The sequence below is a fragment of the Nonomuraea sp. NPDC050478 genome, assembly GCF_044458265.1.
Lineage (GTDB): Bacteria > Actinomycetota > Actinomycetes > Streptosporangiales > Streptosporangiaceae > Nonomuraea > Nonomuraea ferruginea.
Genome location: NZ_JBITHT010000005.1, coordinates 294,282 through 311,830, shown reverse-complemented (window position 1 = coordinate 311,830; position 17,549 = coordinate 294,282). Strand labels below are relative to the sequence as shown.

At 70.4% G+C, this 17,549-nt stretch carries 14 protein-coding genes and 1 pseudogene; 7 read left to right on the top strand and 8 right to left on the bottom strand.

Going from position 1 to position 17,549, the window contains the following annotated elements:
- Positions 1-32: 32 nt before the first annotated feature.
- Together ACIBF7_RS26275 and ACIBF7_RS26270 are read left to right on the top strand one after the other, a co-directional pair.
- Entirely contained in the window at positions 33-803 is a 771-nt protein-coding gene (locus tag ACIBF7_RS26275; protein ID WP_148033970.1) for a PP2C family serine/threonine-protein phosphatase, read from the top strand.
- A 135-nt stretch (positions 804-938) separates the two neighbouring features.
- Positions 939-1,757 (top strand): CHAP domain-containing protein, encoded by an 819-nt coding sequence (locus ACIBF7_RS26270; protein ID WP_397198585.1) that lies wholly within the window; start codon positions 939-941, stop codon positions 1,755-1,757.
- Between the two features lie 2 nt (positions 1,758-1,759).
- On the opposite strand, the gene ACIBF7_RS26265 is transcribed toward ACIBF7_RS26270, so the two are convergent.
- The gene (locus ACIBF7_RS26265) at positions 1,760-2,803 is read right to left on the bottom strand and encodes a glucose 1-dehydrogenase (protein ID WP_271275471.1); all 1,044 of its coding nucleotides are present in this window, start codon (positions 2,801-2,803) and stop codon (positions 1,760-1,762) included.
- 87 nt (positions 2,804-2,890) lie between these two features.
- Here ACIBF7_RS26265 and icmF point away from each other — a divergent pair, with 87 nt between their 5' ends.
- Positions 2,891-6,088: a fused isobutyryl-CoA mutase/GTPase IcmF gene (gene icmF / locus ACIBF7_RS26260; protein ID WP_271275470.1), complete on the top strand. Its 3,198-nt coding sequence runs from the start codon at positions 2,891-2,893 to the stop codon at positions 6,086-6,088.
- Here icmF and ACIBF7_RS26255 read toward each other — a convergent pair.
- On the bottom strand, positions 6,085-6,858 hold the full coding sequence (locus ACIBF7_RS26255) for an SAM-dependent methyltransferase (protein WP_271275469.1): 774 nt from the start codon (positions 6,856-6,858) through the stop codon (positions 6,085-6,087). The two genes, icmF and ACIBF7_RS26255, sit on opposite strands and share 4 nt — an antisense overlap.
- A gap of 100 nt (positions 6,859-6,958) precedes the next feature.
- Here ACIBF7_RS26255 and ACIBF7_RS26250 point away from each other — a divergent pair, with 100 nt between their 5' ends.
- Positions 6,959-7,729 (top strand): helical backbone metal receptor, encoded by a 771-nt coding sequence (locus ACIBF7_RS26250; RefSeq protein WP_378525229.1) that lies wholly within the window; start codon positions 6,959-6,961, stop codon positions 7,727-7,729.
- Here the strand turns inward: ACIBF7_RS26250 and ACIBF7_RS26245 are convergent.
- The 4 genes from ACIBF7_RS26245 to ACIBF7_RS26230 are packed head-to-tail and all read right to left on the bottom strand — an operon-like array spanning position 7,722 to position 11,997.
- Positions 7,722-8,879 carry an ROK family transcriptional regulator gene (locus ACIBF7_RS26245; RefSeq protein ID WP_271275468.1) on the bottom strand — a complete coding sequence of 386 codons (1,158 nt, stop codon included), beginning with the start codon at positions 8,877-8,879 and terminating at the stop codon, positions 7,722-7,724. The genes ACIBF7_RS26250 and ACIBF7_RS26245 overlap by 8 nt on opposite strands.
- A gap of 4 nt (positions 8,880-8,883) precedes the next feature.
- Entirely contained in the window at positions 8,884-9,729 is an 846-nt protein-coding gene (locus ACIBF7_RS26240) for a carbohydrate ABC transporter permease (protein WP_271275467.1), read from the bottom strand.
- Positions 9,716-10,633: a carbohydrate ABC transporter permease gene (locus tag ACIBF7_RS26235; RefSeq protein ID WP_219545671.1), complete on the bottom strand. Its 918-nt coding sequence runs from the start codon at positions 10,631-10,633 to the stop codon at positions 9,716-9,718. Before ACIBF7_RS26235 ends, ACIBF7_RS26240 begins: the two co-directional genes overlap by 14 nt.
- On the bottom strand, positions 10,630-11,997 hold the full coding sequence (locus ACIBF7_RS26230) for an ABC transporter substrate-binding protein (RefSeq protein WP_271275466.1): 1,368 nt from the start codon (positions 11,995-11,997) through the stop codon (positions 10,630-10,632). Before ACIBF7_RS26230 ends, ACIBF7_RS26235 begins: the two co-directional genes overlap by 4 nt.
- 476 nt (positions 11,998-12,473) lie before the next feature.
- Between ACIBF7_RS26230 and ACIBF7_RS26225 the strand changes: the two genes are divergently transcribed.
- The 3 genes and pseudogenes from ACIBF7_RS26225 to ACIBF7_RS26215 form a co-directional block, all read left to right on the top strand.
- A complete protein-coding gene (locus ACIBF7_RS26225) occupies positions 12,474-13,508 on the top strand; it encodes a zinc-binding dehydrogenase (protein ID WP_148033962.1) in 1,035 nt (344 codons plus the stop codon).
- Positions 13,505-14,290, top strand: coding sequence for a sugar phosphate isomerase/epimerase (locus ACIBF7_RS26220; protein ID WP_148033961.1), 786 nt, complete (start codon positions 13,505-13,507; stop codon positions 14,288-14,290). Before ACIBF7_RS26225 ends, ACIBF7_RS26220 begins: the two co-directional genes overlap by 4 nt.
- A pseudogene (locus ACIBF7_RS26215) lies at positions 14,221-15,465 on the top strand (MGH1-like glycoside hydrolase domain-containing protein); the annotation flags it as partial. The gene ACIBF7_RS26220 and the pseudogene ACIBF7_RS26215, both read left to right, overlap by 70 nt.
- A 9-nt stretch (positions 15,466-15,474) precedes the next feature.
- Here ACIBF7_RS26215 and ACIBF7_RS26210 read toward each other — a convergent pair.
- Together ACIBF7_RS26210 and ACIBF7_RS26205 are read right to left on the bottom strand one after the other, a co-directional pair.
- Entirely contained in the window at positions 15,475-16,587 is a 1,113-nt protein-coding gene (locus ACIBF7_RS26210; RefSeq protein ID WP_271275465.1) for a zinc-binding dehydrogenase, read from the bottom strand.
- Positions 16,580-17,530, bottom strand: coding sequence for a Gfo/Idh/MocA family protein (locus ACIBF7_RS26205; RefSeq protein ID WP_271275464.1), 951 nt, complete (start codon positions 17,528-17,530; stop codon positions 16,580-16,582). The genes ACIBF7_RS26210 and ACIBF7_RS26205 overlap by 8 nt, the downstream gene beginning before the upstream one ends.
- Between the last annotated feature and the right edge of the window lie 19 nt (positions 17,531-17,549).

The following is a 17,549-nucleotide window of genomic DNA, read 5'->3' as shown; positions in this document are numbered from 1 at the left end:
GAAGTCTTTCAACCAGTGATTTACTGCGGGGTATGAAGCACAACATCCGCTATGCCGCCGGATCAGATGTGGGCCGCCGCCGGGAGCAGAATGAGGATTCCGGATACGCGAGTGGCCGGTTGCTCGTGGTGGCTGACGGGATGGGCGGACACGCGGCCGGCGAGTTGGCGAGCGCGGCGGCGATCGCCGTCATGCGCGAGCTCGACGCCACGCTTCCCGAGACGGGGTGCGACCTGGAGTCGGCGCTCGACGGCGCGGTCCGCGAGGCCGGGCGCAGGCTTGTCGAGCTGGCCGAGATCGACCCCGCGCGCAGGGGCATGGGCACGACGGTGACCGCGATGTTGTTCGACGGCTTCCGGTTCTCGCTGGCCCACCTGGGTGATTCTCGCGGATACCTGCTTCGCGACGGCGCTCTTTACCAGATGACCAAGGACCACACGCTCGTCCAGTCGATGGTCGACGAGGGGCGCATCACCGAAGACCAGGCCGCGGTCCACCCGCGCCGCTCGATGGTGCTGCGTGTGCTGGGCAGCGAGGGCAGGGCTGACGCCGACCTGGCGCTGCGTGAGGCCGACCCCGACGATCGCTACCTCCTCTGCTCCGACGGGCTCACGACGGTGCTCGGGCCCGAGGTCCTGCACGAGGTGCTGACCACGGTGGCAGACCCGGCGGCGGCCGTCCAGCGGTTGATCGATCTGGCCAACGAGGGGGGCTCGCCCGACAACGTGACCGTCATCGTGGCCGACGTGGTCGCCCCCGGCGCGGGAGACGACCAGATCTACCGCGTGGGCGCGGGCGCGTAACACCACCGGTCCCACCTGCCTCTGGTCTCACTTGCGCACCACAACCGAAATATCGGCTCATAGCTTGACACTTTCCGGGTGTCACGCGCACATCCGAGATGCCGCGATTACAGTCCATCGTGATCTGCCACGCCTCTGGGGGGAGTCGAGCTGGACCCGATCGCGGATAAGTTACTCAAAACGGTCCGAAAGGAACTCGGGTACCGGGAGAAGGACGGCCAGCACACCAAGTTCGGCCACTGGTACGCCGAGCGCGTCCAGGACCCCCAGTACAAGGACGCGCCGTGGTGTGACATGTTCATCGCCTGGGCCGCCGACAAGGCCGGCATCGGTGAGTACGTCGGCCAGTTCGCCTGGACACCGTCCCATGCCGTCTGGTTCATCGAGCAGGGCGCCTGGACGAAGAAGCCCGAACCCGGGGCGCTGGTCTTCTTCGACTGGCGGGGCGGCAAGAGCTACAAGGGCGTCGACCACGTCGGCATCGTCGAACGGGTCGAAGGCGGCAAGATCCACACCATCGAGGCGAACGTCGACCGCGTGTGGCTCAAGCGCAAGGTCCGCGACACCGACAAGGTCGTGGGCTACGGCCTGCCGCGGCTCGTCCAGGCCAACGCCGAGCGGACGGAGATCCGGGAGACCGAGCACCCGTTCCCGTTACGCGAGCGGGCCGACAAGCCCGGGAGCAACCCGCTCGACCTGATCGGCACGCCGGTGGCCCTGCTGCTCCTCATCGTGGTCACCACCGTGGTGATCGCCTTCCGCCTCGCGGGCCGTCGCCGCGGCCATCATCGTCACGGTCCGTGGAACGAGCCATCGGCCCAGCCGGAGATCGAGCGGATCGGACCCCAGTACGTCATGCGGAGCCCGGTGCCCACCCAGCCCGGGCCGCCGCCGCGGGAGTCGGTGGGCGCGGGCGCGCCCCGTCGCCGTCGTCCCTACGACCCCCAGCCCTGACCTCAGGACTCCAGGGAGATGACGACCTTGACGTGGTCGCCCTTCTCGAAGGCCGCCTCGTACTCCTTCAGCGGGAGGCGGCGGGTGATGAGGGCGTCCAGCCAGGAACGGTCCGCTTCCTGAAGGGCCTTCGCGGCGTCCCGGTAGTGGCGCAGGTTGGCGTTGACGGTGCCGAAGACGACGTCGTTCTCCAGCACGATGTCGCGGTTGATCTGTCCCGCGTCCGCCCGCAGGTGCCGTCCGCCGCTGGAGACGCCGGTCAAGCAGACGATGCCGGCCGCCGCCGTGTTGAGCATGGACTCGAAGACGAGTGACCCGGAACCGGTCGCCTCGATGATGATGTCGGGCCGGTAGCCGCCGACCGCGTCCAGGCTGCTGCCCGAGTGGTAGGTGGCGCCCAGGCCGGTGACCAGCTCGGGCTTGAGCCCGCTCTCCGCCCGGTCCAGGACGTGCACCTCCAGGCCGCGCTGTTTGCTGAGCAGCGCCGCCAGCAGCCCGATGGGCCCGGCCCCGGTGACGAGCACCCTCTCCGGCTGGAACCAGGCCCGCGAGCCGATCCGCTCGATGTGCTCCCACGCCTTGGCCAGCACGGACGTGGGCTCGACCAGCACGCCGAGCACTCCCAGCGCCGGGTCCACCTTGACCGCGTAACCGGCCTCGACCGTCCACTGCTCGCTGCCGTAGCCGTCGCGTTCCTTGATGCCGCGCTCGGTGTACTCGCCGTTGCGGCACATGTCGAACTCGCCCCTGGCGCAGGCTCCGCAGGGCACCGGGTCGGGCCGGCGCACCACCCCCACCACCAGGTCGCCGGGGGAGAACGCGGACCCCTCCGGCGCCTCCAGCACCCGCCCCAGCGACTCGTGCCCGAGGATCATCGGCTCGTCTCCCGGGAAGCCGTACTCGCCCGAGACGAGCTCCCTGTCGGTCCCGCAGATGCCCAGCGCCAGGCCCTGGACAAGCAGCTCGCCCGGCTTCGGCCGGGGATCGGGAACCTCCGTGACGCCGAGCGTGCCCTGCTTGCCCGGCACCAAAGTCATCGCACGCATGAGGCACCCCTACCCAGGGAAGCCTGGGAAATAGTAGGACGTCCTAGTATCTTCATGACAGGGCCACTGACGAAGGAGTGAGCAGGCGTGCATGTACCCGTGCATCCCGTACGTTTCGTGACGGCGGCGGCGTTGTTCGACGGTCACGACGCGGCGATCAACATCATGCGGCGCATCCTCCAGACCCAGGGGGCCGAGGTCATCCATCTCGGGCACAACCGCTCGGTGGAGGAGATCGTCGACGCCGCGATCCAGGAGGACGTCCAGGGCGTGGCGATCAGCTCCTACCAGGGCGGCCACGTGGAGTTCTTCACCTACCTGGTGGACCTGCTGCGCGAGCGCGGCGCGGGCCACATCAGGGTGTACGGGGGCGGCGGCGGGGTGATCGTGCCCGAGGAGATCGAGCTGCTCCACTCCCGGGGCGTCGCGCGGGTCTTCTCGCCCGAGGACGGCCAGCGGCTGGGCCTGCCCGGGATGATCAACAAGTTGGTCGAGGAGTGCGACGTCGAGCTGGAGGGCGCGCCCTCGGTGGAGGCCGTGGTCTCCGGCGACCAGGCGGCGCTGGCCCGCGCGATCACCCTCATCGAGTCGGGACGGGCCCCGGCGGAGCTGGTCGAAGGACTGCGCGCGGCCCGCAGGAACGCCCCGGTGCTGGGCATCACGGGCACCGGCGGGTCGGGCAAGTCCTCGCTCACCGACGAGCTGGTCCGCCGGTTCCGGGTGGACAACGACGACAAGCTGCGCATCGCGGTCATCGCCATCGACCCGACGCGCAGGCGGGGCGGCGGCGCGCTGCTCGGCGACCGGATCAGGATGAACAGCCTGAGCCCGCAGACCTACTTCCGCTCGCTCGCCACCAGGGGCGCGCCCAGCGAGGTGCCGGCCTGCCTGGACGACGTGATCATCGCCTGCCGGGCCGCCGGGCACGACCTGGTCGTGGTCGAGACGCCCGGCATCGGGCAGGGCGACGCCGGCATCGTGCCGCACGTGGACGTGCCGATCTACGTGATGACGCCGGAGTTCGGCGCCGCCTCCCAGCTGGAGAAGATCGACATGCTCGACTTCGCCGAGGCCGTGGTGATCAACAAGTTCGAGCGGCGCGGGGCCGAGGACGCGCTGCGCGACGTGCGCCGCCAGATGGTGCGCAACCGGGAGGCGTTCGGCGTCAGGCCCGAGGACATGCCGGTGTTCGGCACGATCGCGGCCCGCTACAACGACGCCGGCGTCACCGCCCTCTACCACCACCTCAAGGACCTGCTGGCGGAGAAGGGCCTGCAGGCGGGCCCCGGCCTGCTGGCGCCCGTCCAGGGCCGTACCTCGCAAGCGTCCGCGGCCATCGTGCCGCCGTCGCGGGTGCGCTACCTGGCCGAGATCGCCGAGAGCGTGCGCGCGTACCACGAGGAGACCCGCGCGCAGGCCGAGGTGGCGCGCCGCCGCCAGCAGCTGGAGGCGGTGCGGGCGCTGCTCGGCGAGGAGGACGAGCGGCTGGCGAGGCTGAGCGAGCAGGCTGAGCGCGAGCTGACCGAGGAGAGCCGGGCGCTGCTGGCCGACTGGCCCGGCACCAGAGCCCGCTACAGCGCGGACGAGCTGGTGGTACGGGTGCGCGACCGGGAGATCCACACCCCGCTCTGGCGCGAGACCCTGTCCGGCAACCGCGTCCCCCGGGTCGCGCTGCCCCGCTTCGAGGACCACGGCGAGCTGCTGCGCTGGCTGCGCGCCGAGAACCTGCCGGGCCGGTTCCCGTTCACCGCGGGCGTGTTCCCGTTCAAGCGGGACGACGAGGACCCGACGCGGATGTTCGCCGGCGAGGGCGACCCGTTCCGCACCAACCGGCGCTTCAAGCTGCTGTCGGAGGGCCAGCCGGCGACCCGGCTGTCGACCGCGTTCGACTCGGTGACGCTGTACGGGAACGACCCGGACCTCCGGCCCGACATTTACGGAAAAGTCGGGACGTCGGGGGTGTCGATCGCGACGCTCGACGACATGAAGGTCCTGTACGACGGCTTCGACCTGTCGTCACCCAGCACGTCCGTGTCGATGACCATCAACGGCCCCGCGCCGACGATCCTGGCCTTCTACCTCAACACCGCCGTCGACCAGGCGCTCGACCGCTTCCGCGAGGAGCACGGCCGCGAGCCGTCGGCGGAGGAGGCGGGCGAGCTCCGCGCCCGCACGCTGGCCACCGTGCGCGGCACCGTGCAGGCCGACATCCTCAAGGAGGACCAGGGCCAGAACACCTGCATCTTCTCCACCGAGTTCAGCCTGCGGATGATGGCCGACATCCAGGAATGGTTCATCCGCAACCGGGTCCGCAACTTCTACTCGGTGTCGATCTCCGGCTACCACATCGCCGAGGCCGGCGCCAACCCGATCAGCCAGCTCGCCTTCACCCTGGCCAACGGCTTCACCTACGTGGAGGCGTACCTGGCGCGGGGCATGGACGTGGACGACTTCGCGCCCAACCTGTCGTTCTTCTTCTCCAACGGCATGGACCCCGAGTACAGTGTGCTCGGCCGGGTGGCCCGGCGCATCTGGGCGGTCGCCATGCGGGAGAGGTACGGCGCGGGGGAGCGGTCGCAGAAGCTCAAGTACCACATCCAGACCTCCGGCCGGTCGCTGCACGCGCAGGAGATGAACTTCAACGACATCCGCACCACCCTGCAGGCCCTGATCGCCGTCTACGACCACTGCAACAGCCTGCACACCAACGCCTTCGACGAGGCCGTCACCACCCCGTCGGCCGACTCGGTGCGCCGGGCGATGGCGATCCAGCTCATCATCAACCGCGAGTGGGGCCTGGCGCGCAACGAGAACCCGCTGCAGGGCTCGTTCGTCATCGACGAGCTGACCGACCTGGTGGAGGAGGCGGTGCTGAGCGAGTTCGAGCGGCTGTCCGACCGGGGCGGCGTGCTCGGCGCGATGGAGACCGGCTACCAGCGCGGCAAGATCCAGGACGAGTCGATGCTGTACGAGACGCGTAAGCACGACGGGTCACTGCCGATCATCGGGGTCAACACGTTCCGCAACGGCGACGACCACGTCCCGCACAAGCTGGAGCTGGCCCGGGGGACCGAGGAGGAGAAGCGCTCGCAGCTGGATCGGCTGACCGCCTTCCAGGAGCGGCACCGCGACGAGGCCCCGGCGGCGCTGGCCCGGCTGCGCGAGGTGGCGATGTCCGACGGCAACGCCTTCGAGGTGCTCATGGACGCGGCCCGCGTGTGCACGCTGGGCCAGATCACCGAGGCGCTCTTCGAGGCGGGCGGGCAGTACCGCCGCAACGTCTAGTTCCTGCGGGCGACGCCGCACAGGCCCAGCGAGGAGGAGGGGTCGTCGACGAAGTCGATGGTGTCCTCCTCGGTGGGCCGCCACTCCGGCAGCCACACCAGCCCGGGTTCCAGCAGCTCGAAACCCTCGAACAGGGCCGCGATGCCGGCGCGGTCGCGCAGGACGAGCGGCGAGGTGGCCCTGCTGTAGACCTCGGTGCCCTCCTCGACGGCGTCCGGCCGGGAGTCGCTGGCGCCGTGGCTCAGGACCAGGTAGCTGCCCGGGGCCATCGCGTCGCGCAGCGTCCGGATGATTTCGCGCGGGTTCTCGGACTCCTGGACGAAGTGCATGATCGCGACCAGCAGGACGGCGACGGGCTCCCGGAAGTCGATGATCCTCCGTACCTCCGGGTGGTCGAGGATCTCCTTGGGATTGCGCACGTCGCCCTGGACGGCGGCGTTGTCCTGGCCGTCGAGCATCATCCTGGCGTGCACCAGGACCACCGGGTCCAGATCGACGTAGACCACCCTGGAGCCGTCGGCCACCTCGTGCACGGCGCCCTGGCTGGGCAGGCCGGTGCCGATGTCGAGGAACTGGCGGATGCCCAGACCGGTCAGGTGGCGTACGGCCCTGCCGAGGAACGCCCGGTTGGCCCGTGCGGCCAGCTTCGCTTCGGGCACGATGCGGAGGATCTGCTCGGCCGCCTCCCGGTCAGCCGGGAAATGGTCTTTTCCGCCCAGGTAGTAGTCGTACATCCGGGCGACGTTGGGCGTGTTCGGATCGAACTCCATGGAAGCTGACTCCAACCGGCTGCCCCCCAGGTCCGGAGATGAGAATATCTTTCCAAGATTCTATGCGCCAGTAATGTGATTTGTGGGGAAGATGTCTGGTTTGAAAAGCGAGAATTCCGCCCTGCGAGACGACACCGGAGTTCCCGTCCAGATACCGGAGACGGTTTCCGGCATCGTCTCCCTCGTGCCGTCGCTGACCGAGTCGGTCGCCGCCACCCTGCCCGGCGCCCTGACCGGCGCGACCGACTGGTGCACGCACCCGGCGGACCTGGACGTGACCAGGGTCGGGGGCACCAAGAACCCGGACCTGGAGGCCATCCGGCGGCTGCGCCCCGACGTCGTGCTGGCCAACGCCGAGGAGAACCGCGCCCCCGACATCGAGGCGCTCCGCGCGGCCGGCGTGCCCGTCTGGGTGACCAGGATCGAGACCCTCGACCAGGCCTTCACCTCGCTGGCCCGCATGTTCACCGGCGCCTGCCGGACGACCGTCCCCGCCTGGCTGGCCGAGGCCGGGGAGGTCTGGCGCGAGCCGTACCGCGGCCCGCGGCGCACGGCGGTCATCCCGATCTGGCGCCGCCCCTGGATGGTCGTCGGCCGTGACACCTTCACCGGCGACGTGCTGGCCAGGCTCGGGGTGCGCAACCTGTACGCGGACCACCCCGAGCGCTATCCCAGGATCCCGCTCCCCGAGCTCGCCGGGGCCGGCCCCGACCTGGTGGTGCTGCCGGACGAGCCGTACGCCTTCAGCGACACCGACGGCCCCGAGTCGTTCCCCGGCCTGCGCTGCGTGCCGGTCAGCGGCCGGCTGCTCACCTGGTACGGGCCCTCCCTCACGGAGGCCAGGGCGGAGCTGGAGCGGGCGCTCAGGTGACGGCGCCGGACCGCGCGGCCAGCGCGGCGTCCACGGCCCGCGGCGACAGCACGTGCTCCATGACGATCACCGCGGTGCCCACGATGCCCGCCCGGTCGCCCAGCGAGCTGGTGACGATGTCCAGGTTGCGGGTCGTGTACGGCAGGCTCCTGCGGTAGACGCTCTCCCTGATGCCCGTCAGGTAGTGTTCGCCGGTCTCGGCCATGTCGCCGGCCAGCACCAGCACGCCGGGGTTCAGCAGGCTGACCGCGGTGGCCAGCACGACGCCCAGCGTCCGCCCGCCCTCCTGGACGCGCGCGATGGCCGCAGGGTCACCGCTGTGGACCAGCCGCACCACGTCACGGCTGGTGTCGCGGCCCAGGTCGGTGGCGATGGCGTGGCCGCTGGCCAGCGAGGCCACGCAGCCGCGCGAGCCGCACGTGCACACCCGGTCGTCGGACTCCGACAGCCGGACGTGGCCCAGGTTGCCGGCCGCCTCCTCGACGCCCCGGTAGACCCGGCCGTCCAGCACGATGCCGGTGCCGATCCCGGTGGACACCTTGACCAGGACGAGCGACGCGCAGCCGCGCCAGGACGACCACCACTCGCCCAGCGCCATCGCGTTGGCGTCGTTCTCCACCAGGACAGGCACCTCGAACTCCGCCCGCAGCGCCTCGCTGATCGGATGGTCGTCCCAGCCGGGCATCAGGAACGACCTGATCATCCGCCCCGAGGCGTGGTCGACCGAGCCGGGCAGGTTGAGCCCGATGCCGCAGACCTGGCCGGCGGGGCGGCCGGTGCGGTCGAGCAGCCGCCGGAACGCCTGCCGCACCCACGTGAGCACCGCCTCCGGACCCCGCGCGATGCGCATCTCGATGTGCTCCTCGGCCATCGGCCGGGCCGCGAGGTCGGTCAGCGCGACCCGGGCGTGACTGGCGCCGAGGTCGGCCACCAGCGCCAGCCGGCTGGTGGCGTCGATGTCGAGCACCGAGGGCGGCCGCCCGCCCCTGGAGGTCGCGACGCCGGACTCGTGGATGTATCCGGCCTCGATCAGCCGGTCGACCCGGTCGGTGACGGTTGACCGGGACAGGCCGGTGACCTCGATCAGTTCTTTGCGGGTGCGGCAGGTGCGGTCGCGGATGAGCTGGAGGACCTGCCCCGCCGTCAGCATGGGTCTATCCTTTCTCCGCTCCCGCCGTGAGCCCTTCCGTGAGGAGCCTCTCACTGGCGAAGAAAATGATCACGATGGGCAGTGTCAGAACCACCGATCCTGCCATGAGCACCGTCGTCGGGATCTCGATACTGCCCGCAAGCTGTGAGAGCCCGAGCGAGACGGTCCAGCTGTCCCGCTTCTCCACCAGGAAGAGCAGGGCGAACAGGAACTCGTTCCAGGCGATCATGAACACGTAGAGGCCGGTCGCCATGAGCGCGGGCTTGGACAGCGGCAGCACCACCCGCCAGATGGTCGACAGGCGGCCGCAGCCGTCGATCGCGGCCGCCTCCTCCACGCTCTGCGGCACGGTCTCGAAGTAGTTGCGCAGCATGTATACCGTGACGGGCACGGTCTGTGCGATATAAACCAGGATCAGGCCGACGAGCGACCCCCGCAGCCCGAGCATGGTGAACAGCACGAACAGCGGAATGGCCAGCACGATCGCCGGGAAAAGATAGACCGCCAGAAACAGGAAATGCACCTGGCGGCGCCCGAAGAACTCCAGCCGGGCCACCGCGTACGCGCCGGGGATCGAGATCAGCAGGGTCACCGCCACCGACGCGACGGCGACGATCGCGCTGTTGCGTATGAAGGTCAGGAACCCCTGCCGGTCCAGGACGTCCGCGTACGTGTCGAAGGTGAAGCTCCGCGGCCAGAGCGAGCCGGGCTCCAGGATCAGCTCCTGGATGTCCCGGAACGACAGCATGACCATGTAGTAGAAGGGGAACGCGGTGGCCAGGAAGAGCACCGCGATGACCACGGGCCGCAGCACCCTGAACAGCGCCCGCTCGAACCTATCCCTGCTCACCGCGTTCACCTCCGCCGAAGAACCTGAGATAGACGACGAGGAACACGACCAGCACGACCGCGAGCACGATCGCCTGGGCGGCCGAGGCGCCGATGTCGTCGCGGGCGGTCAGGAAGTTGTAGACCCGCACGCTGACCACCTCGGTGCCGGCGCCGCCCCCGGTCAGCAGGTAGACGTCGTCGAACTTGGTGAACGTGAACACGAACCGCAGCACCGACAGCAGCGCGATGATCCGCCACAGCTGCGGCAGGATCACGTAGCGGAAGCGCTGGGTCGGCGTGGCCCCGTCGACCACCGCCGCCTCCTCCAGCTCCGACGGCAGCGCCTGGATCCTCGCCAGGATGAACAGGAAGGCGAACGGGAAGTAGCGCCACGCCTCGAAGGCGATCACCGTGAGCAGCGCCACCGGCACCTCGACGCCCAGGAAGGTGCCCCGGGCCTGGGTGAGGAAGGCGATCGGCTCCTCCAGCCAGGTGTTGACGATCCCGTACTGCGGGTTGAGCATCGTCTCCCACAGGAACGCCACCGCCACGACCGGCGCCACGTACGGGATCAGGATCGAGGCCCGCACCACCGTGCGGCCCCTGAACCGGCCGCGCAGCGCCAGCGCCGCGACCAGCCCGATCACGATCGACAGCGCCGTGCCCGCCACCGTGTAGACGAGCGTGTTGACCAGGGCCGACCAGAACCCCGGCTCGGCGAGCACGTACGCGAAGTTGTCCAGCGTGTAGTCGCCGAAGAGCCCGGACTGGCGGATGTTGATCAGCCGGACGTCCTGGAACGCCAGCATGATCGCCCACAGCAGCGGCACGACCACCACGACCAGCGTGATGACCAGGGTGGGCGAGATGAGCGCCAGCCCGGCCCTGCCCTCCTGCTCCGGCAGGGTCCGCCCGCGCCTCACTCGCGGATCCCGCGCTTGATGGTCTCGACCTCCCGTGCGGCCTGGGCGGCGGCCTGCTGAGGAGTGATCGATCCGGCCACGACCGCGCTCAGCGCGGTGGGCACGGGCAGCTCGCCCATCACGGCGCCGACCAGCTTGCCCTGGCCCTGCGGGATGCCCCACCGGTCGAACGTCTCGGGGCTGGTGCGCAGCGCTTCGAGCACCTCGGGCGGGTAGATGTCGCCCAGCGGCTTCTTGGTGTCGACGCCGGCCTCCAGCGCCTCCCACTTCTCCGCGTAGCCCTGACGGGTGGGGAACTTGCCCTCCGGCGCCATCCCGAGCCACCGCTCGTAGCCCTCGTTCATCATGTACGAGACGAACCTGCTCGACGGGTCCGTCTTGGCGTCCCGCATGATCGCCCACGATACGATCTCGCCGTACTGCGCGGGCGCGCTCCCGTCGGGCCCCTTCAGCGCGGTCACGACGCCGGTGTTCTCGGCCAGCCACTCGGGGTTCTCCCGGCACTGCTCGCAGCTCGGCAGCGCGTCCTTGCGCAGCCCCGCCAGCTCGTCGAGGATGAACGACGACCAGATGGTCATGGCCGCCTTGCCGGAGAAGTAGGTGGCCCTGGTGGAGTCGACGTCCTGATTGCCCTTGACCGAGTAGTTCTTCGCCAGGTTCGTGTAGAACTCGAAGGCCTTCACGCACTGCGGCGAGCCGAGCGTGACCTTCCCCGCGTCGTCCACCAGCTCGCAGCCGTTGGCCAGCGCCACGTGCTCGAAGCTCTGCGCGGTGAAGGAGTCCTTCGGCGCCACGGCGAGCGTGATGCCCGCGACGCCGCCGGTGTTCAGCTTGGCCGCGGCCGCCTCCAGCGCCTCGTAGGTGTCGGGCGGTCGCAGGCCGGCCTTCTCGAACAGGTCCTTGCGGTAGAGGATGAGCTGGGCCCAGCCGTCGCTGGGCACCGCGAGCAGCTTGCCGTCGCCGGTGTCGAGCTCCAGCGCCCGGGCCGAGAACGTGTCGCGGCCGAGCTGGTCGACGATCTTGCCAGGGGTCTCGGTGTCCAGGAGGTCGTTGGCCTCCAGCTCGCGGACGGACGCCAGGGGCAGCGCCCCGATCACGTCGGGCAGGTCGCCCGCTGCCGCGGCCGAGGTGACGACCTGGCTGAACTGGTCCTCGGCGATGCCCACGAGCTCGACCTGGATGCCGGTCCGCTGGGTGAACTCCTTGACGATCTGCTGTTGCACGGCCATCCGGTCCTCGAGGTTCTCCTCGGTCCAGACCGTGATCCGGTTGCCGGCTTCCTGTTCGTTGCCGCCGCCGCAGGCCGCCAGGCAGGTCGCCGACAGCAACGCGACGGAGAGGACGGCGGTTACCTTCTTCGGCATGACGCGCTCCTCCGGATGGGGATATGCGGCCACTTACCCTCTGATCAGGTCGCGCAACGCAGCGGAGGCGTTTCCGCACCTCCCGCCGCACTGGGCGCTGACCACGACCGTCCCTTCCGCCGCCCGCGGTTGGTACTCACGGCCCGGCGAACCGTAAAGGGAGGGTCTGCGCAGGGCGAAATTCTCGTATCCGTCAGACGCGGCAGACGACGCCGAAAGGATCAATCTGATCGGATTTCGGTCATCGAGGCGAAGTGGTTCCGGCTGGTACCAGCGGCCGGGACCCTCTCTGGAGCTGCTCTGCCGCAAATAGCGGGTAAGGTCGCTTTCCAGAACTCGATGTCTGAAACCCCTTTTTGCTGAAGTTTCTCGTACGGAAGTCGTAGACTTTAGAGTGATCCGCCCCCGACTACGGTGTGCGGAGCAGTACTAATCCCGTGACTTTTGATTGATCAATAAGCGTAAGTTGTTGGGGAATGCGCGTCATCACCTTCGAAGAACCGGGCCAGGTCTCCGTCAGCCTGGAACCGCCCGCCGAGCTCGTCCCGGGCAGCGTACGCGTCCGTACGATGTACTCAGGTGTCTCCGCGGGCACCGAGCTCACCGCCTACCGCGGCACCAACCCCTATCTGAACCGCAGGTGGGATGTCGAGCGACGCCTCTTCCTCGATGGGCGGACGCACGCCTACCCGCTGACCGGCTGGGGCTACCAGGAGGTCGGCGAGGTGGTGGAGGCGGCGCCCGACGTCGCGGAGCCCGCCGTCGGCAGCGTCGTCTGGGGCATCTGGGGCCACCGCGCCGAGGCCGTCGTGCCGGCCGCCCGGCTGGCCGGCCACGTCCTGCCGCCCGGCGCGACCCCGCTGCACGCGGTCTTCGCCCGGGTGGGCGCGATCGCGCTCAACGCCGTGCACGCCGCCGACATCCACCTCGGCGACCAGGTCGCCGTCTTCGGACAGGGCGTCATCGGCCTGCTCGCCACCCGGCTGGCCGTGCTCAGCGGCGCCCGCGTGGTGGCGGCCGACGCCATCCCGGCCCGCCTGGAGCTGGCCAGGCAGTTCGGCGCGGCCGAGACCTTCGACGTGAACGCCGGCTCGGTCGCCGAGTTCATCCGCAAGCGGATCGAGGGCGCCGACACCGCGATCGAGCTCAGCGGCAGCCACCTCGGCCTCCAGGAGGCCATCCGCACCGTGCGCCGGGGCGGCCGGGTCGTCGCCGCCGGCTTCTACCAGGGCGACGGGCTCGGGCTCCGGCTGGGCGAGGAGTTCCACCACAACCAGGTGCAGCTCATCTCCTCCCAGATCGGCGGCGTCGCCTCCTGGCTGTCCCACCGCTGGGACGTCGAAAGGCTCCAGCGGACGTTCATGGAGGTCGTGCACCGGGGCGAGCTCGACGTCAGCGGCCTGGTCACCCATCTGGTGCCCGTGGACGAGGCGCCCGCGGCCTTCGACCTGATCGACAAGCACCAGTCCGAGGTGCTCCAGCTCGTCTTCACCTTCGAGGAGTCACAGTGAAGCTCGCCGCCCAGGAGCAGCTCCTGCCGGGCCGGTCCCTGCAGGAGAAGTTCGCGTTCGCCGTCGAATCCGGGTTCGACGCCATCGAGCTTCGGGGCAAGGGCGACTTCCACTTCGCGGGCCGGCTCACCGAGCTGAAGCGCGCGCTCGCCGACGGCGTGGTCATGCCGACCGTGTGCGTCGACATGCCGCACTTCATCGGCGACTTCGACCCGGCCAAGCGCAAGGACGCCATCCAGCAGCTGCGCTCCCAGCTGACGGTCATCGGCGAGCTGGGCGGCGTCGGCGTCATGACCCCCGCCTCCTGGGGCCAGTTCTCGCTCCGGCTGCCCCCGTTCACGCCCCCGCGCAGCGCGGCCGACGACCGCGAGGTGCTCGCCGAGGCGCTGGGCATCCTGGGCGAGCACGCCCAGCGCAACGGTGTGCTGATCATGCTGGAGCCCCTCAACCGGTACGAGAACCACATGGTCAACACCCTGGCCGAGGCCGTCTCGTACTGCGCCATGGACTCGATCAGGGTCGTCGGCGACACGTACCACATGAACATCGAGGAGGACGACCCCTGCCGCTCCCTGGTGGAGGCCGCCCCCTACCTCGCGCACATGCAGATCAGCGAGTCCAACCGCAACCAGCCGGGCACCGGTCACCTCGACTGGGGCGCCCAGCTGGCCGCCCTCGACGCTGTCGGCTACGACGGCTACCTCGCGCTCGAATGCCGCCTGCGCGGCGAGCCCGAGATCGTCCTCCCCCAGACAGCGGCCTTCATCAGGAAGTTCCTATGATCCTCCGCGACGCGCTGCGCGTCCTGATCGACAACTGGGACGGCAGCCACACCGTCCCCTCCCGCACGCTCTACCCCCACCAGTGGAGCTGGGACTCCGCCTTCATCGCCATCGGCCACGCCCGCTGGTCGCCCCGGCGGGCCAGGACCGAGCTGCTCAGCCTGTTCGGCGCCCAGTGGCACGACGGCAGGGTGCCGCACATCGTGTTCAACCCGGCGGTGCCCGAAGGCGCCTACTTCCCCGGTCCCGGGTTCTGGGAGGCGCGCTCCCCGTCCGGCTGGACCACCTCCGGCATCGTGCAGCCGCCCGTGCACGCGCTGGCCGCCTGGCGGGTCCACCTGGCCGAGCCCGACCCCGCCTTCCTCGCCAGGATCTACCCCAGGCTGGTGGCGCAGCAGGAGTTCCTGCGCGCGCAGCGGCGCGGGCCCGACGGGCTCGTCTCGATCGTGCACCCCTGGGAGTCGGGCATGGACAACAGCCCGTCCTGGGACCTGCCGCTGACCGCGGTGGAGCCGGTGCCCAACGGGGTGGAGCGCCGCGACCTGTGCCACATCGACCCGGCCGAGCGGCCCACGGACCGCGACTACGAGCGCTACATCGCGCTCGCCCGCGCCTACCGCGACACCGGCTACAGCCGCGCGTGCGCCTTCCAGGTCGAGGACCCGCTGTTCAACGCCGCGTACGGGATCGCCGAGTCGACCCTGGCCGAGATCGCGCGGGTGATCGGCCGTGATCCCGCGCCGCACCACGCCGAGGCCGAGACGGTCACCGCCGCCATGGTCGAGCACCTCTACCAGGACGGCCTGTTCCACTCCCGTGACGCCATCACCGGCTGCCTGATCCGCTCCGGCAGCGCCGCCGGTCTGGTGCCGCTCATCCTGCCGGGCCTGCCCCGCGACGTCGCGAACGCGCTGATCGGCACCGGGCTGGACCTGTTCGGTCTCAAGGACGGCGTGCTGCCGAGCTACTCCCCGGCCGCCCCCGGGTTCGACCCGGTGCGCTACTGGCGCGGCCCGAGCTGGATCAACGTGTCGTGGCTGGTCTGGCAAGGGCTCAAGGCCCGCCGCCCCGACCTGGCCGGCGCGCTGGCCGACGGCATGATCGGCGCGGTGGGCCGGTCCGGCTTCCGCGAGTACTTCCACCCCTTCACGCTGGAGGGGCACGGGTCCGGCGACTTCAGCTGGTCAGCCGCTCTGATCGTCGACGTGATCGCTGAGCACGGCCTGGAGGGCGTGCCGCTCACGGCTCGCGAGCTGGGCCATCAGGCGGGGGCCTTCGTCGAAGCCGACCACGTCGGTGATCAGGTGCCGGCGTAGCAGCTCGCCGCGGCCCGCGAGCAGGACGACGCTCTCGTACGAGAGCCGCTCCCGGTCCCAGGCGTGCGCCAGGCCGCGCGGCACCCGCCCGATCTGCGCGCAGCGCAGCGACAACCCGTTGTGGTGGAACTCCTCGCCGAGCCGCACCTCCTGGGCGCCGTCGGTGTAGAAGGCCAGGTCGACGGCCACCCCCTGGGGCCGCAGCAGCTTCAGCGCCAGGGCCAGCGCCCTGGCCCGGCCGCGGCACTGGAAGACCACGTCGGCGCCCCGGTCGTCGGGACCGTGGCGCCAGCGCCGCTTCAGCTCGACCGCCGGATCGGCGTCGGCGGCCAGCGTGTCGGCGCCCAGCGCGGCGGCGACCGCCAGCCGGTCAGGCGTCTCGTCCACGACCACCACTTCCGCGGCCCCGTACGAGATCGCGAACGACGCGGTCAGCAGCCCGACCACGCCCGCGCCCACCACCGCGACCCGCCGCCCGCGCACCCCGTCGCCGAGATGGTGGACGTCCTGGCCGTACAGGTCGGCGGCGGCGTGCAGCAGCCCGTTGGCGCAGATGGGGCCCATGTGGGCGACGTAGATGCCGAGCATCGGGTCGAGCTCGCCGGGCAGCGGCACGAACCGGTCGCGCATCGGGTCGGCGACGTAAGCGCTGCGGTGCCCGTACGCCATGGCCACCAGCGCGCCCTCGGCCACCGCCCGGGTGCGGGTCTCGACCACCCGGCCGACCTGCATGTAGCCGATGCCGCGCACCGGGTAGGCGATCGACGGCGTGCCGTCCAGGAACAGGCCGAGGCCGCGGTCCCAGGTCGAGGTCAGGTAGGGGTTGTCGCCCTTGACGTAGGTGAGCTCGGTGCCGGCCGACACGCCGCTGTGGACGGTCTCCACCAGGAACCCGCCGTCGGGCACGTCGCCGAGCTTCTCCTCGACCAGCGTCACTTCGCCGGGCGCCTCGATGCTGAGGACGGTCGCGACGTCATGCATCGAGCATCACCGGCTTCCGTTCGCGTGCGGACCGCGCCAGCGCCAGAGCCAGCCGGTGGGTCTTGAGCGCCTCCCGGTACGGGACGCGCACGTCGGCCTCCTTACCCTGGACGGCGTCGACGAACGCGCGATCCACCGCCACTTTGGCCTCGCCGCCGTCCCGCAGCCGCTGCTCGCCGTCGACGACCAGCTCGGTCTCGCTCAGCTCCAGCGCGATGCCCTCGGCGTGCACCTCCAGGCCCGCCCGGTGCTTGCGGTCCAGCAGGCAGCAGGTGGCCAGCAGCCCCGTGGCGCCGGCCGCGAAGCTCATGACGGCGGCGGTGGCCCGGTCCACCTCGCCGTCCACGGCGTTCCCGGCGGGCACCGCGTGCACCATCGTCACCTCGCCCACGAGCAGCCGCGCCAGGTCCAGCACGTGGACGGCCTGCTCGACGGTCTGACCGCCGGACCTGCCCGGATCGAGCCACCAGGCGACCGGCGGCACCTTGTCCAGCCAGTGGCCCAGCGCGAGCCGCACCGGCCGGTCGGCCAGCAGGTCCCGGGCGCGGTCGAGGATGTCCAGGTAGCGCCAGTGGTGGCCGACGGCGGAGGGCAGCCCGCGCCGGTCGATCTCGTCCGCGATCGACTCCGCGGTGGCCAGGTCGAGCGAGAGCGGCTTCTCCACGAAGATCGGGAGATCGCAGGCCAGGATGTCACGCTCGGGGTCACCGTGCGCGAAGGGAGGCACGCACACGTACACGGCATCCAGCCCGCCCGCGCTCAGCAGGTCCGCATGGTCGCCATAGGCGGGGGAGCCGTGCTTGGAGGCCAGCGCCTCGGCTCTGCGAGGATCTGTATCGGCGATCCCGGCGATCGTCACGTCGGGGAAACCTGATAGGACGTCGGCATGACGGGCGGCGACATTGCCGGCCCCTACGATGCCCACACGGATGGCGGGAGACATAACCCGGCATATCCCACGC